Genomic DNA, 14,415 nt, shown 5'->3' on the forward strand with positions numbered 1-14,415 from the left:
AGATGACCCCCGAACTCGTCTTCCACGGCGGCCGCGTCTTCACGGGAGCCGGCCCCGACGCATCCCCTGCGAGCGCCCCGCCCGCGACCGCCGTCGCCGTGCGTGAGGGACGCATCGTCGCGGTCGGCGACGACGGCCTGCTCGCGCTCGCCGGCCCCGGCACCCGCACCGTCGACCTCGCCGGACGCCTCCTGGTGCCCGGCTTCCAGGACGCGCACGCGCACCCCGTCTTCGGCGCCCTCGAGCTCTCCAGCTGCCACCTCGGCGGACTCACGACCGTCGACGAGTACCTCGCCGCGGTCGCGGCGTACGCGGCGAGCCATCCCCACGATGCGACGCTGCAGGGCGCCGGCTGGGTGCAGACCGCCTTCCCCGACGGCCCGCCGACCGCCGCGCTGCTCGACCGCGTCGTGCCCGACCGCCCGCTCCTGCTCTGGGGCAACGACGGCCACCGCGCCTGGGTGAACTCGGCCGCGCTCGCGGCCGCCGGCATCGATGCGAGCACGCCCGACCCGGCCGACGGACGGATCGAGCGGGATGCCTCGGGCCGGCCGACCGGCTTCCTCCTCGAGGGCGCCGTGGCCCCCGTGCTCGCGATCCTGCCCGACGCCACCCCCGAGCAGCTCGACGCCGCCGTGCTGCGCGCCCAGCAGCACCTGCACGCCCTCGGCATCACGGCCTGGCAGGACGCCATCCTCTCCCGCGCCGAGGACGGCGAGGACCCCGCCGAGGCGTACCTCCGCGCCGACCGCGCCGGGCGGCTCACCGCCAGGGTGGCGGGGGCGCTCTGGTGGGACCGCGCCCGCGGGCTCGAGCAGATCCCCGAACTCGTCGAGCGCCGCGAGCGCTTCCGCGGCCGCCGCTTCAGCACGCCGGCGGTGAAGATCATGCAGGACGGCATCATCGAGTCCGGCACGGCGGCGCTGCTCGCCCCGTATCGTGCCGTGCACGCCGAGTCCGGGCTGTCCTTCGTCGACCCCGGACTGCTCCGCGAGATCGCGGTCCGCCTCGAGGCCGAGGGCTTCCAGCTGCACTTCCACGGCATCGGCGACCGCGCCGTGCGCGAGAGCCTCGACGCGGTCGCCGCGGCGCGGGCGGCCCGGCGCGGCCCGGATCCCCGCCACCACCTCGCCCACGTGCAGCTCGTCGACCCGGCCGACGTGGCCCGCTTCGCCGAGCTCGGCGTCACCGCGAACATCCAGCCCTATTGGGCCTGCAACGACCCGCTCATGGTCGAGCACACCGTGCCGGTGCTCGGCGAGGAGCGCGCCGGGCAGCAGTACCCCTTCGGCTCGCTGCACGCGGCCGGGGCGCGGCTCGCGGCGGGCAGCGACTGGCCGGTCTCCACGCCGGATCCGATCGCCGGCATCCACGTCGCCGTGAACCGCGCGCTGCCGTCGGGGCATCCCGGCTCCGGCGCGGAGCCGTTCCTGCCGGGCCAGGCCCTCGACGTCGTGACCGCCCTCGAGGCGTACACGGCCGGCTCCGCCTACGTGAACGGCTTCGACGACACCGGCCGCATCGCGCCCGGCTTCGCCGCCGACCTCGCCGTGCTCGACCGGGACCTGCTCGCGATCCCCGCGGAGTCGATCGGCGCGGCGCGCGTCGACCAGACCTTCGTCGACGGCGTGCCGGTGTTCGAACGCTGACGCCTCAGCCCGCCGCGCGTCGCTCGCAGAGCCGCCGCACCGCCTCGGTTGGCACCTCCGCGGCGAGCGCGGCGTAGCGTTCGGCGGCCTCCTCGCGGCGACCGGTGCGCCGGGCGAGGTCGGCGAGCGCGAGCCGGGCGTCGAGCGCGGCGTAGGGCGCAGAGCCCGCGGCGAGCACCCGCAGCTCCCGCTCGACGGCGCGGAGCGCCGCGGTGCGCTCCCCCGAGGGCGGGCTGAACAGCGCCAGCTGCTGCTCGGCGACGAGGCGGGCGACCGTCACTGAGGGCGCACCCCACACCCGTTCGAGTGCGCGATAGAACGCGACCACCCGCGTCCAATCGGTCTCGGCGAAGCTCGGCGCCGCGGTGTGCAGCCCGGCGATGGCGGCCTCGAGCACGAAGCGCGCGTCGCCCCGGTCGGCGGCGGCCGCGGCGTCCGAGAGGCCGGCCTCGATGAGCCGAGCGTCCCAGCGCCCCCGGTCGGCCTCGTCGAGCGGCACCGCCGCGCCCTCGGCATCCACCCGTCCCGGGCGACGCGCCAGGCCGAGCCGAACGACCGCGCGCAGCCCGCGCACCTCGGCGTCGTCCGGGAACTCGGCGACGAGCGCGTCGGCGATCGAAAGCGCCTGCCGGCCGAGGTCGTCGAGCGGCGTGCCCGGGTCGAGCACGTCGCGGTGGGCGACGGTGAACATGCCGGCGACGCTCGCGAGCACGACGGGCAGGCGGGCGCGGCGCTCCGGTCCCTCCGGCACGCGGAAGCTCCCCCGGGCCTCGGCGAGGGCCCGCTTCGCGCGGGTCAGCCGGGCCGCGGCGGCCGAGGGCTGCACGCCGAGGTGCGCCGCGATGCGCGGCACGTCGAGCCCGCAGACGACGCGGAGGGCGAGCACGAGCCTCGCCTGCTCGGTGAGCGCGGGGTCGCAGGCGACGAAGAGCAGGGCGAGCCGGTCGTCGAGCGCGTCGCCGGGCAGGGCGCCGGTGGATGCCTCAGGCTCCGCCCACTCCGCCGCGCGCGGGCGGGCCGAGAGCTCGGCGGCCTCGCGCTCGGCGTGCCGCTGTTCGGTGGCGAGCCGCCGGCGGTCGTCGAGGAAGGCCCGCTTGCCGACGGCCGTGCACCAGGCGGCGAGCGAGCCGATGGACCGTCCGCCGCCGGCTTCGGCGACGGCCCGCGCCATCGCCTCGGCGGCGTACTCCTGGGCGTCGTCGAGGCTGCCGGTGTACGCGGCGAGCGCCCGGACGACGCGCGGCCAGGCGTCGGCGAAGTCCTCGCCGAGGCCGGCGGCGGAGGCGGTCACGAGGTGGGGAAGACCTTGCGCCACTCGATGTGGCCGCCGGTCGGCACGAGCGCGGCGATGCGCCGAGCGAGCGCCTCGTCGTCGGTCTCGACGAGGTAGAAGCCGGAGACGACCTCGCTCGTGTCCGGGTACGGCCCGTCGGAGTACACCGCGTCGGCCTCGAGGCGGTCGCCGGACCCGGGCGTCACGCGGCCGCCGTACTTCGCGTTCTGCAGGGCGGAGCCGCCGACGAGCCGGGCGCCGAGTCGGGCGACGGCCTCCTGGAACGCCTTGTGCGCGGGGAAGTTCGCCTCCGGGTCGCCGCCCGGTACGCCCGTGCCCGAGAGATAGGCGTCGGAGTCCCAGTCGGGCTCGTGGATGAGGTAGACGTACGTGTCGGTCATGGTGTCTCCCAGCTGTCAGCCCGCTCGCGGGCCGTGACGACGATCGTCACACCATGGTGACGAACTCGGGGCCCGGAAATCGACACCCGGAACGAAACTCGCCCTGTTCAGGCCTTTCCGCAGTTTCGTCGGCTATACTGGTGGGTCATGCAAAGGAGGTGACATGCGAAGGATCGGAACCATCCCCGCGACCATCATCGTCGCGACCTGGGTGTTCATCATCGGATTCACGTTCGGCTACCTCGGCCGTCTCGACTCGGGCACGGCGCCCGCGACGGACGGTGCCGCGCTCGCCGGACTCCTCTCCGGCGCTGCCGCCGTCGCCATCGCCGGCGCGATGCTCATCGCGTTCCGGCTCGTGCGCACCGCCGCTCGCGCGGCCCGGTCGCGCGACGCGAAGCACGCGGGCTAGCCCCGAGACCCGGGATCGTCCCGGGAGACCCGGACGCGGGGTCGGCCATCGCTGGCTGGCCCCGCGTTCCACGTTTCCGCGGGGCGCTGCGCGGCATCCGCGACCCACTCAGGCGCTCGCGAGCCCCGCGGTGAGCCGTTCGAGCTCGGCGATGCGCGACGCCCGGTCGCGCGGCACGCCCGGGACGCCGGGCCGCTGCTGCTCTGGCCGAGGGCCGGTCGGCGGCCGATAGCCGACGCCGCGCTCGTCGAGCCAGGCGAGGTACGCGGGCAGCCGGGTGGCGAAGTCCGCCGGATCGAGCGGATAGCCCGTCCAGGCGACCTCGGCGAACGCCCCGAGCCGCGGGAACACCGCGTAATCGAGCCGCTCCGGCCCGTCGAGGTGCTCAGCCCAGACGTTCGCCTGCACGCCGATCACCCGTTCGGCGAACCAGGCGGGTTCGGCGTCCGGCACCGGGTCGAAGCCCGCCACGTCCTCCAGGGCGAGCACGGTGCCGACCGGGATCGGTTCGGCCGGGTCGTCCGATTGACGGTAGTCGAAGTAGGTCCAGAGGTCGGGGCAGAGCACGACGTCGTGGCCGAGGCGCGCGCCGAGCCGGGCGCCGACCGGGCCGCGCCACGACGCGACGATCGCATCGGGTGCCGGGTCGCGGCCCTCGAGCATCTCGTCCCAGCCGACGGCGCGGCGACCGCGGGCGCGGAGCCCGTCGGCGACACGGCCGAGGAACCAGGCCTGCAGTTCCTCCTCGTCGGCGATGCCCCGCTCGGCCATGAGCTGCTGCGTGCGCGGGTCGGCGCGCCAGCGGTCCTTGCGCACCTCGTCGCCGCCGATGCCGACGATCTCGTCGTCGAAGACCTCGCAGAGCTCGTCGAAGACGGCGCCGATGAAGGCGAGGGTCTCGTCCTCGACGTTCAGCACCTCGTCGCTGATGCCGAAGCGCGTCCACGGCTCGCGCACGCGCCGCGCCACCTCCTCGGCGCCGCCGACGCCGAACTCGGGGTACGCGGCGAGGATCGCGCTCGCGTGCCCGGGGACGTCGAGCTCCGGCACGACGCGGATGTCCCGCTCCGCCGCGTAGGCGACGAGCTCGCGCAGCTCGGACTGCCGGTACCAGCCCTCGTGCGGCACCCCGTCGAGCGTCGATGCCGGGCCGTGGCCGAGCTGCGTCTCGGAGCGGCGCCCGCCGAGCTCGGTGAGCCGCGGGTACGCCCGCACCTCGAAGCGCCAGCCCTGGTCGTCTGAGAGGTGCAGTTGCAGCACCGTGATCCGGTGCGCGGCGAGGAGGTCGACGAAGCGGAAGAGCTCCGGCAGCGGCCGGAACCTCCGGGCGACGTCGAGCATGACGCCGCGCCAGGCGAAGCGCGGCTCGCCCGTGAAACGCAGCCCGGTGGCGGGCGGCACGACGGCGCTCATGCGCCGGCGGCGAGCTCGCGCGCGCGGGCGAGCGCGGCGTCGGTCGCGCGGGCGAAGATCTCCTCGAGCCCGGCGGACTCGAGCACGGCGACGGCCCGTTCGGTGGTGCCCTTCGGGCTCGTCACGCGGCGGCGGAGCTCGGCGGGCTCCTCCCCCGACGCGGCGAGCAGTTCGCTCGCGCCGCGGAAGGTGCCCTGCACCATCGTCGCCGCCTGCTCGGCCGTGAAGCCCTTCGCGACGGCGGCGGCGGTGAGCTGCTCGATGAGGTAGAACACGTACGCCGGGCCCGAGCCCGAGATCGTGGAGAGCGCGTCGAGCTGCGCCTCGGGCACGACGAGCACCTCGCCGACGGTCTCGAACAGGCGCACGACGAGGGCGAGCTCCGCGTCGCTCGAGCGCGTTCCCGCGGAGACGCCGGTCACGGCGCGGCCGACGACGGCGGGCGTGTTCGGCATGGTGCGGACGACGGCGACGTGCTCGGGCAGGATCGACTCGAACGTCGCGACGGTGACCCCGGCAGCCACGGAGACGACGACGGTGCCCGGCTCGAGCGCATCGGCGATCTCGCGCAGCAGCTCCGGCACCATCGCGGGCTTCACGGCGACGACGACGAGGCCGGCCCCGGCGACCGCGTGGCGGTTCGCCTCGGCATCCTGCTCCGTCGCGAAGGCGGTGACGCCGGGCAGCTCGGCGAGCTCGGCGGCCTTCGCGGCGCTCCGGTTGGTGGCGCGGATGCCGTCGACGGCGACGCCTGGCTGCAGGAGGCCGTGCAGCACGGCGCGCGCCATGGATCCGGCGCCGAGGAACGCGATGACGGGAAGGGATGGCGCGTCGGCAGTCATGCGCCCATCCTAGGAGCGGCCCGGCGAGCCGCATCGCTTGACGATGCGCGCACGGCGGTTGACCGATCGTGCGCAGTGACGCTGGAATGCATGACTGGCATCCCGTAGCCTCGCTAGCGTCGCCCTCAGTCCCATCGCGCACGAGCGCGAGCGAGCGCGACGGCGAAGGAGTCCCACCGTGACCGAAGTCCGATCCCCAGAAACCTCCGGCCCCGGAGCGCCGCAGCGACTGCGGCCGGGCCGGCTCGGCATCTTCGCGGTCGTGTCTCTGGTGGTATCCGCGGCAGCACCGCTGACCGTTGCGGCGAGCTCGGGCCCCACGAACTTCCGGCTCGGCGGCCTGGGCGGCCCGCTCGCCATGCTGATCTGCGCCGCGGTGCTGATCTGCTTCGCGATGGGCTTCACCGCCATGAGCAAGCACGTCACGAACGCCGCCGCGTTCTACGCGTACGTCGGACGCGGGCTCGGCCGACCCGCCGGGCTCGGCATCGCCGCGGTCACGACCTTCGCCTACGTCGTGCTCACCGCGAGCTTCTTCGGCTTCATCGGTATCTTCACGAGCATCGGCGTGCGCACCGTCTTCGGCGTCGAGGTGCACTGGACGATCGGCGCCCTGCTCGGCTGGGTGCTCGTCGCCTTCCTCGGCCGACGCAGCGCCGAGGCGGGTGCGCGCCTGCTCGCCGTGCTCCTCACCGCCGAGGTCGCGATCCTCGTCATCCTCTCCGTCGCGGTGCTCGTCACCGGCGGCCCCGAGCCGATGTCGGCGGAGTCGTACAACCCGGCGCACCTGTTCGTCCCCGGCGCCGCGGCGCTGTTCGTGCTCGGCTTCGGCGCCTTCGTGGGCTTCGAGGGCACGGCGATCTACGCCGAGGAGGCGAAGCGGCCCGAGCGCACCGTGCCGCTCGCCACGTACATCGCCGTCGGCTTCCTCGGGATCTTCTACTCCTTCGCGTTCTGGCTGTACACGGTCGCGTTCGGCACCGAGGGGGTCCTCGAGGCGGCCGCGCAGGACGATTTCCAGGACATGATCTTCGCCGCCTCGGACAGCTACCTCGGGCACTGGGCGGCCGTCGTGCTGTCGGTGCTCGTCGTGACGAGCTTCGTCGCCTGCGTCATGGCGTTCCACAACGCCTCGGCGCGCTACCTGTTCTCGCTGGGCCGCGACGGCGCGCTGCCCGCGGTGCTCGGCCGGGTGCATCCGAAACACGGCTCGCCGGCGAACGCGAGCCTCGCGGTCTCTGGGATCGCGATGGTGCCGATCGTCCTCTGCGCGGTGACGGGGGCCGACCCGTTCCTGGTGTTCGCGATGGTCGTGTACGCGACGGGCGTCGCGGCGATCATCTTCGCGCAGGCGGTGGCGGGGTTCGCCGTCGTCGCCTACTTCGTGCGGGATCGTCGCGGCCACCACCCGTGGCGCGTGATCGTCGCGCCCCTCGTCGGCGCGATCGGCCTCGCGATCGCCTGGGTCGTCGTGGTGCTGAACTTCTCGATCATCAGCGGCCTGGAGGGCGTCCTGGTCAATGTGGCGCTGATCCTGCCGACGCCGCTGTTGTTCCTCGGCGGCGTGCTGCTCGCGAGGCACTGGCGACGCACCAAGCCGGAGCGCTTCGAGCGGCTCGCCCAGAACCTCGGCACGTCGACCACGCACCTCCAGCAGATCGACTGACGCTCGACCCATCGGGCGCAATCGGCAGAGCCCATCACGCTGGCGGCATCGACCACTCCTAGAATCGATCCATGAGCGCATCGGGCGGAACCAAAGCCATCATCGCGGCCTTCCTCGCCAATCTCGGCATCGCGATCACGAAGCTCATCGCGTGGGCGTTCTCGGGCTCGAGCTCGATGCTCGCGGAGGCGGTGCACTCCTTCGCCGACTCGGGCAACCAGCTGCTGCTGATCTTCGGCGGCCGCAAGGCGCGGCGCGCGGCCGACAAGGAGCACCCCTTCGGCTACGGCCGAGAGCGCTACGTCTACGCCTTCGTCGTCGCGATCATCCTGTTCTCGGTCGGCGGCCTGTTCTCGATCTACGAGGGCATCGAGAAGATCCAGCACCCGCACCCGCTCGAGGTGCCGTGGCTGCCGATCCTGGTGCTCGTGATCGCGATCGTGCTCGAGTCGTTCTCGCTGCGCACCGCGATCAAGGAGTCGAACCCGCTGCGCGGCCGGCAGAGCTGGGTGCAGTTCGTGCGCCGGGCGAAGGCGCCGGAGCTGCCGGTGGTGCTGCTGGAGGATGTCGCGGCGCTGCTCGGCCTCGTCTTCGCCCTCTTCGGCGTGGGGCTGACGATCCTCACGGGCAACCCGCTGTTCGACGCGATCGGCACGCTCATGATCGGCACGCTGCTCATCATCGTGGCGATCGTGCTCGGCATCGAGACGAAGAGCCTCCTGGTCGGCGAGGGCGCGAACGACGCCGACGTCGAGAAGATCGAGCGGGCGATCACGGCGGGCCCGGAGATCGAGCGGATCATCCACATGAAGACCCTGTACCTCGGTCCGGACGAGCTGCTCGTCGCGGCGAAGCTCGGCTTCGCCGCCGATCAGCGGCTGCTCGAGGTCGCGGCCGCGACGAACGTCATCGAGCAGCGCATCCGCCAGGCCGTTCCGGCGGCCCGGGTGATCTACATCGAGCCGGACGTCTACGTCGATCCCCACCACACGGCGCCGCCGACGGACGCGATCGTCATCAAGGGCCTGGAGTGAGCCGGCGCCGCTGAGCGGGCCGCATCCGCTGGACGCGCGAGCGCCCCGAGGCAGTGCCTCGGGGCGCTCTCCTGTTCGCGGCGGGCGCGACTCAGAAGTGCGTGCCGCCGTCGATGCGCACCTCGGTGCCGGTGATGAATCGGCCGTCGTCGCTCGCGAGCATCGCGACGACGCTCGCGACGGTCTCGGGGCCGGCGAAGCCCTGACCGAGGGCGGGCTGCAGCTTCATGAACAGCATCATGTCGGCGTCCTCGGGGAGGCCGGGGCCCTGGCTCTGCTTGCTCTGGCCGGAGCCGTCGGTCATGCCGGAGGAGATCGAGCCGGGCTGCACGGCGGTGAAGCGGATGCCCTGCTTCGCGTACTCGGCCGCGAGCGCGTGCGTCATCGACTGCACACCGCCCTTGCTGGCCGCGTAGGCCGCCATGTAGGGGTGCGCGAACACCGCACTGGTCGAGCTGAAGTTGACGACGGCGGCGCCCTCGCCCTGGAGCAGCGCGGGGATCGCCTCGCGGATGACGAGGAAGGTGCCGACGAGGTTCACCCGGACGACCTGCTCGAAGGCGTCGAGGCTCGTCTCGTGCGTGTGCGAGGAGCGCAGGATGCCGGCGGCGTTCACGAGCGCGTCGAGCCCGCCGAGCCACTCCACGGCGGCGGCGACGCCGGCACGGACGGATGCCTCCTCGGCGATGTTCATGGTGACGGTGTGCAGGCGCTCGGCGGCGTCGCCCGCCTTGGCGACGGTGTCGGCGAGCCCGGCGTCGCTGACGTCGGCGGCGACGACGCGGCCGCCCTCGGCGAGCATGCGCAGCACGGTGGCTTGTCCGATGCCGGATCCGCCGCCGGTGACGAGTGCGCGGCGACCTTCGTAGCGGTTCATGGTGTTCGACCTTTCGAGTCCCAGGAGTTTGACTACACGTTACGCCTATTTGGCACAACGTGTCATCATGTCAAACGTCGCCACGGCGCGGAGTATTTCCCGTACGCTGCCAGACGTGGAACGCACCCCGACCCTGACCGAGCGCCGGAAGGCGGCCACCCAGCTCGAGATCGCCAAGGCCGCCGCGGTGCGCTTCGCCGAGCACGGGGCCGACCAGGTCACGGCCGAATCGATCGCGGCCGCCGCCGGGGTGTCGCTGCGCACCTTCTACCGCTACTTCCGCACGAAGGAGGACGCCGTCGGCCCGCTCCTCGCGGTCGGCGCGTTCACCTGGCAGGCGGCGCTCGCGGCATCCGCGCCCGGCGACCCGACCGCGGTCTTCCCCGAGCTCATCGCCCGCGTGCTGACCCCGGTCGACGACGCCGAGCGCGAGGCGCTGCGCTGGACCCACGGCCTGCTCCGCACCGCAGCCGACGACCCCGCGCTGCAGACCGTCTGGCACCGCGTGAACCACGACTCCGAGACGCGCCTGCGCGCGATCATCGCCGAACTCGCCGGCGAGGGAGCCGATCCCTTCGAGGTGCGGCTGCTCGCCGCCGCAGCGACCGACGCGATCCGGCTCGGACTCGAGCAGTGGGCCGCGGGAGACGAGGACCCGGACGGCTCGGCCGGGGTGCCCGCCGCGCTCGCCGGGCGGGCCTTCGCTCAGCTGTCGAGCGGCATCTCGCTCGGCGCCTGACCCGGGCGGCCGTCGGCCGGACGGTGCTCGGCACCGCCGAAGAAGCCGAGCAGCTGCGCCGCCGCGGCCTCCGCCTCCACACCGCCGTACACCTCGACGCGATGGTTCAGCCGGCGGTCGCGGAGCACGTCGTACAGCGAGCCGGCGGCGCCGGCCTTCTCGTCCCACGCACCGAACACGACGGTCGGCACCCGCGCCGCGAGGATCGCCCCAGCGCACATCACGCAGGGCTCCAGCGTGACGATGAGCGTGCAGCCCTCGAGCCGCCACTCGCCGCGCGCCGCGGCCGCGTCGCGGAGCGCGAGCACCTCGGCGTGCGCCGTCGGGTCGCCGCTGAGCTCGCGCTCGTTGCGCCGCTCGGCGATCACCCGCCCGTCGGGGTCGAGCACGAGGGCCCCCACCGGCACATCGCCGGAGTTCAGCGCCTCCTCGGCGACGGCGAGTGCGCGACGCATCCACTCCCGGTGCTCCGCCCGCTCCATCCGCGCCCTCCGCTCGATCGGCTCTCGGCTGCCACGCTACCGCGCCGTAGAATCGGGGCCATGCGAGTCCACGTGGCGGATCACCCGCTCATCACCCACAAGCTGACGGTGCTCCGCGACCGCGAGACCCCCTCGCCGGTGTTCCGCTCCCTCGTCGAAGAGCTCATGACGCTCCTCGCGTACGAGGGCACCCGTGGCGTCCGCGTCACCGAGGTCGAGATCGAGACGCCCGTCGCCGTGACGACCGGTGTGCGCATCGCCGAGCCGAAGCCGCTCATCGTGCCGATCCTGCGTGCCGGCCTCGGCATGCTCGAGGGCATGGTCAAGCTGCTGCCGAGCGCCGAGGTGGGCTTCCTCGGCATGGCGCGCGACGAGGAGACGCTGCAGCCGACGACGTACGCCGAGCGCCTGCCCGACGACCTCAGCAACCGGCAGTGCTTCGTGCTCGACCCGATGCTCGCGACGGGCGGCTCGCTCATCGCGGCGATCGAGTTCCTGCTCGCGCGCGGCGCGACCGACGTGACGGCGATCTGCATCCTCGCCGCCCCCGAGGGCCTGAAGGCCGTCGAGGAGGCGCTGCACGGGCGCGAGGTCACCGTGGTGCTCGGCGCCGTCGACGAGCGCCTCAACGAGCACGGCTTCATCGTTCCGGGCCTCGGCGACGCCGGCGACCGACTCTACGGCACCGTCTGAGTCATCCCTCCCCTGTTTCGACGACGGGCGCCTCGATCGAGGCGCCCGTCGTGCTATATGCGAAGGATCTTCGAGCGACGCCGCGCCGACTCGGGACCTCGGTGCAGAAGATTCTTCTCTAGGTCGCTTTCCCGTTGATTCTTCGATCTCGGGCGGTCGCGGGCGAGAGGGTTGCGCGACGCCCGGATGCCGATGCACCGCGTGCGACGTCACACCCCGTCATCCCGCGGTCACGAATTGACACATGCTCGTGGCTCCGATTGACTCTCCCCATGACCGACACCGCACGCACCCTGACCACCCGCGAGGTGAACAGGACTGCCGACATGATGATGTCGGCGCGTGCAGGCATGTGTTGTCGAATGTGCCGCTGACCCGCGACCTCTTCGCCGAGTCCCGCCGCCGATCCGCATCCAGATCGCCCGGACTCCTCTGAGCCGCCGCCCAGGCGCTCGCCCGGCCCTCTTCGGCCAGTTCGCAGACCCCGACGACGGGGTCGATCGCTGCACCCGCAACGCAAGGAATCCGTCATGTCGCTCGCACTCGCTTCCGCTCCCACCGCTCGCACCGCCCCCAGCATCTCGGCCGCCCCGGTCCGCGCCATCGCCGACGGCGCCCCCATCGCCCGCCTCGCCGCGCCGGCCGCCGAGCTCGCCTCCCCCGCTCCCCGCGTCCGCGCCGTGCCCGAGGGCACCGAGGCCCGCGGCTTCGTGCTCTACGTCGGCATCGACGAGAACAAGGCCACCGAGGACGGCACGACGCTGCACCGCATCGTCGAGGCCCTGCGCCGGCTGACGGCCGAGGTCGCCCCCTCCGCCGAGACCTACGCGGCCGTCGCCCTCGCTCCCGAGGGCGCCGGCGGCCGCGACGTCGACGTCGTGCGCCTCGCCCTCCAGGACCCGGCCGCGCTCGCGAAGCAGCGCGAGGCCCAGGGCGACGTGCGCGACGACAGCGACCGCCACCCGAACGGCGTCATCATCGACATCTCCCGCAAGCGGGTGCTGCTCGACGGCGAGCCCGCCGGCCTCACGTACAAGGAGTTCGAGCTCCTGCAGTACCTCGTGCTCCGCGAGGGCCGCACGATCGACCGGCACGAGCTCATCGACAGCCTCTGGAACGCCGACGACGAGGCCCCGAGCGAGCGCACCATCGACGTGCACGTGCGCCGCCTGCGCTCGAAGCTCGCGCACTACCAGGACATCGTGCGCACCGTGCGCGGCCTCGGCTACCGCTTCGACCGGCACGCCGACGTCTCGATCCGCCAGGCCTCCACGCCGAGCCCCGACGTCTTCTGAGATCGGGTACTGGACGTCCTCCCGCTCGGCGGGAGGACGTTCGCCTTCCCGGAGGATGATTCGCGCCGAGGCATCCTCCCGCAGAGCGGATCTCCTCCGCGCCACCTGTGCGCCGCCGCAGAGATTTCCGGGCGGGTCTGGCGCCCGTTACCTTTCTGTTATATATTCGATCTCGCACCGCTCGTTTGCTGTGGCGGGCGGTGTGGAATGTGATTGCAGGACACTCTTGGTGCAAGGGCGAGGGCCGGTCGTCAGCCTCTACGACCGGCCCTCAACCGTGTCCGGGCCCCCTATTCTGGGTAGCGCGCTTGCGCGCTGACGAAGGGAGCACCACGTGGTCGATCGGCAGCTCACCGTCGCGGCCTGGGAATCGCTGTTCCGCGCCCAGGTGACCGTCATGCGGGCCCTGCAGCGGGACTTCCCGTCCTCGGTCATCTCGATGAACGAGTACGACGTGCTGTTCAACATCTCCCGCGCGCCCGGCCGGCGACTGCGCCTGAAGGAGCTCAACCGCTCGGTGCTGATCACGCAGCCGAGCGTCAGCCGGCTCGTCGACCGGCTCGCCGCCCGCGGCCTGCTGGTGAAGAGCGAGGATCCGGACGACGGCCGCGGCACCATCGTCTCCATCACCGCGGAGGGCTTCGACCTGTTCCGCCGCGTCGCGGTCGAGCACATGCAGTCGATCACCGAGCACATGGGCGCCTCGCTCGACGAGGAGGAGCTGCGCACGCTGATCCGGCTCACCACCCGCTTGCGCCAGGGCGCCGCCGAAGCGGGCGCGCCGGTCATCAAGCCCGACGACGAGGACTGACGCAGCGGCCGACGGGCGAATGCCGGGCGAGCCACGGGAACCCGGGCGAATGTGACGGCCGACCCGCGGCGCGCCGGGAACCCGCCGGTCCACGATCGCCGCGAATGACGGTGGGGCGGGAACCCTACCTCCCGCCCCACCGCGGCCTCCGGGGAGGCCCTCCCCGCCGAGCGACCCGAACTGAGCTCGACGAGCAACCTCCCGAGCGGGGCGCGCGAAGGCGCACCGCGGCCACCACGGATGGCGGGCATGTCGGGTTCGGGTTCCCGACTCGGGTTTGGGTGAATCGTATCCCCGCCGCGTGCCGTGTGCCGCCCCCGGAACGGGTGACATGCGGTGGTGCGATTCAGGGCGCGGACCGCGTTCCGCGGTGGCTCGGACAGGCGCCGCCGGGGCAGTTCGTCGGCGCGTGCCTGCTGAGGCGCGCCTGCAGCGCGCAGCCGACGCAGATGCCGAACGCGGTCTCGAGGAACAGCAGCGAGAGGCAGAGTCCGCAGAGCGCGAGCGTCACCCACAGCGGGGCCTCCAGGAGCCCGGTCGCGAGGCACGCGGTGAGGCCGAGGCCGTAGCCGAGCCACCAGGCGAATCGCTTCTGGCGGGCGCCGACCCACTCCGGCCGCTGACGTCGCACGATGAGCCCGCCGAGCACGAGCGAGGGCGCCCACCGCTCGCCGAGCAGCACGCGGAGCATCATGTCGACGACGAAGACCGCGCCGAACGGCTTCAGGACCTCGGCGGAGCCCTGATGGACGGCCGTGACGTAGAGCACGCGGCCCGGCAGGAGCAGGAGGCCCGCTCCTGCGCGGGCGGCCCGCTCGTTGATCACGG

15 protein-coding genes are annotated in these 14,415 nt (G+C 73.0%); 8 read left to right on the forward strand and 7 right to left on the reverse strand.

Annotation, left to right across the window (positions count from 1 at the left end; genetic code table 11):
• Positions 1–2: 2 nt before the first annotated feature.
• Positions 3–1,649, forward strand: coding sequence for an amidohydrolase (locus QSJ60_RS18320; RefSeq protein WP_285465102.1), 1,647 nt, complete (start codon positions 3–5; stop codon positions 1,647–1,649).
• A 4-nt stretch (positions 1,650–1,653) separates the two neighbouring features.
• On the opposite strand, the gene QSJ60_RS18325 is transcribed toward QSJ60_RS18320, so the two are convergent.
• Both QSJ60_RS18325 and QSJ60_RS18330 read right to left on the reverse strand, forming a co-directional pair.
• Complete coding sequence (locus QSJ60_RS18325) at positions 1,654–2,940, reverse strand: DUF6596 domain-containing protein (protein ID WP_285465104.1); 1,287 nt, start codon at positions 2,938–2,940, stop codon at positions 1,654–1,656.
• On the reverse strand, positions 2,937–3,323 hold the full coding sequence (locus QSJ60_RS18330) for a YciI family protein (protein ID WP_230767836.1): 387 nt from the start codon (positions 3,321–3,323) through the stop codon (positions 2,937–2,939). Before QSJ60_RS18330 ends, QSJ60_RS18325 begins: the two co-directional genes overlap by 4 nt.
• Before the next feature lie 163 nt (positions 3,324–3,486).
• On the opposite strand from QSJ60_RS18330, the gene QSJ60_RS18335 reads away from it, so the two are divergent.
• Complete coding sequence (locus tag QSJ60_RS18335; protein ID WP_189085473.1) at positions 3,487–3,735, forward strand: hypothetical protein; 249 nt, start codon at positions 3,487–3,489, stop codon at positions 3,733–3,735.
• Between the two features lie 108 nt (positions 3,736–3,843).
• On the opposite strand, the gene QSJ60_RS18340 is transcribed toward QSJ60_RS18335, so the two are convergent.
• Together QSJ60_RS18340 and proC are read right to left on the reverse strand one after the other, a co-directional pair.
• A complete protein-coding gene (locus QSJ60_RS18340; protein WP_285465106.1) occupies positions 3,844–5,148 on the reverse strand; it encodes a beta-N-acetylhexosaminidase in 1,305 nt (434 codons plus the stop codon).
• The gene (proC, locus tag QSJ60_RS18345) at positions 5,145–5,990 is read right to left on the reverse strand and encodes a pyrroline-5-carboxylate reductase (RefSeq protein WP_230767844.1); all 846 of its coding nucleotides are present in this window, start codon (positions 5,988–5,990) and stop codon (positions 5,145–5,147) included. The genes QSJ60_RS18340 and proC overlap by 4 nt, the downstream gene beginning before the upstream one ends.
• A 178-nt stretch (positions 5,991–6,168) precedes the next feature.
• Here proC and QSJ60_RS18350 point away from each other — a divergent pair, with 178 nt between their 5' ends.
• Positions 6,169–7,656, forward strand: coding sequence for an APC family permease (locus QSJ60_RS18350; RefSeq protein ID WP_285465107.1), 1,488 nt, complete (start codon positions 6,169–6,171; stop codon positions 7,654–7,656).
• Between the two features lie 71 nt (positions 7,657–7,727).
• Positions 7,728–8,690: a cation diffusion facilitator family transporter gene (locus tag QSJ60_RS18355; RefSeq protein WP_230767846.1), complete on the forward strand. Its 963-nt coding sequence runs from the start codon at positions 7,728–7,730 to the stop codon at positions 8,688–8,690.
• A gap of 91 nt (positions 8,691–8,781) precedes the next feature.
• Here the strand turns inward: QSJ60_RS18355 and QSJ60_RS18360 are convergent, their stop codons facing one another.
• Positions 8,782–9,567 carry an SDR family NAD(P)-dependent oxidoreductase gene (locus tag QSJ60_RS18360; protein WP_285465110.1) on the reverse strand — a complete coding sequence of 262 codons (786 nt, stop codon included), beginning with the start codon at positions 9,565–9,567 and terminating at the stop codon, positions 8,782–8,784.
• 115 nt (positions 9,568–9,682) lie between these two features.
• On the opposite strand from QSJ60_RS18360, the gene QSJ60_RS18365 reads away from it, so the two are divergent.
• Positions 9,683–10,306, forward strand: coding sequence for a TetR family transcriptional regulator (locus QSJ60_RS18365; protein ID WP_285465111.1), 624 nt, complete (start codon positions 9,683–9,685; stop codon positions 10,304–10,306).
• Here QSJ60_RS18365 and tadA read toward each other — a convergent pair.
• Positions 10,273–10,788: a tRNA adenosine(34) deaminase TadA gene (gene tadA, locus QSJ60_RS18370; RefSeq protein WP_285465113.1), complete on the reverse strand. Its 516-nt coding sequence runs from the start codon at positions 10,786–10,788 to the stop codon at positions 10,273–10,275. The two genes, QSJ60_RS18365 and tadA, sit on opposite strands and share 34 nt — an antisense overlap.
• A gap of 60 nt (positions 10,789–10,848) precedes the next feature.
• Here tadA and upp point away from each other — a divergent pair, with 60 nt between their 5' ends.
• The 3 genes from upp to QSJ60_RS18385 all read left to right on the forward strand — a co-directional run bounded on the left by upp (position 10,849) and on the right by QSJ60_RS18385 (position 13,587).
• Positions 10,849–11,481, forward strand: a complete 633-nt coding sequence (gene upp / locus QSJ60_RS18375; protein ID WP_230767850.1) for a uracil phosphoribosyltransferase — start codon at positions 10,849–10,851, stop codon at positions 11,479–11,481.
• Between the two features lie 530 nt (positions 11,482–12,011).
• Positions 12,012–12,776 (forward strand): winged helix-turn-helix domain-containing protein, encoded by a 765-nt coding sequence (locus tag QSJ60_RS18380; protein WP_189085459.1) that lies wholly within the window; start codon positions 12,012–12,014, stop codon positions 12,774–12,776.
• 334 nt (positions 12,777–13,110) lie between these two features.
• Positions 13,111–13,587 (forward strand): MarR family winged helix-turn-helix transcriptional regulator, encoded by a 477-nt coding sequence (locus tag QSJ60_RS18385; RefSeq protein ID WP_229781698.1) that lies wholly within the window; start codon positions 13,111–13,113, stop codon positions 13,585–13,587.
• A 346-nt stretch (positions 13,588–13,933) separates the two neighbouring features.
• On the opposite strand, the gene QSJ60_RS18390 is transcribed toward QSJ60_RS18385, so the two are convergent.
• Complete coding sequence (locus QSJ60_RS18390) at positions 13,934–14,413, reverse strand: DUF4395 domain-containing protein (RefSeq protein ID WP_285465114.1); 480 nt, start codon at positions 14,411–14,413, stop codon at positions 13,934–13,936.
• Positions 14,414–14,415 lie beyond the last annotated feature (2 nt).

This window comes from Agromyces sp. NBRC 114283 (genome assembly GCF_030268405.1).
Classification (GTDB): Bacteria; Actinomycetota; Actinomycetes; order Actinomycetales; family Microbacteriaceae; genus Agromyces; species Agromyces mediolanus.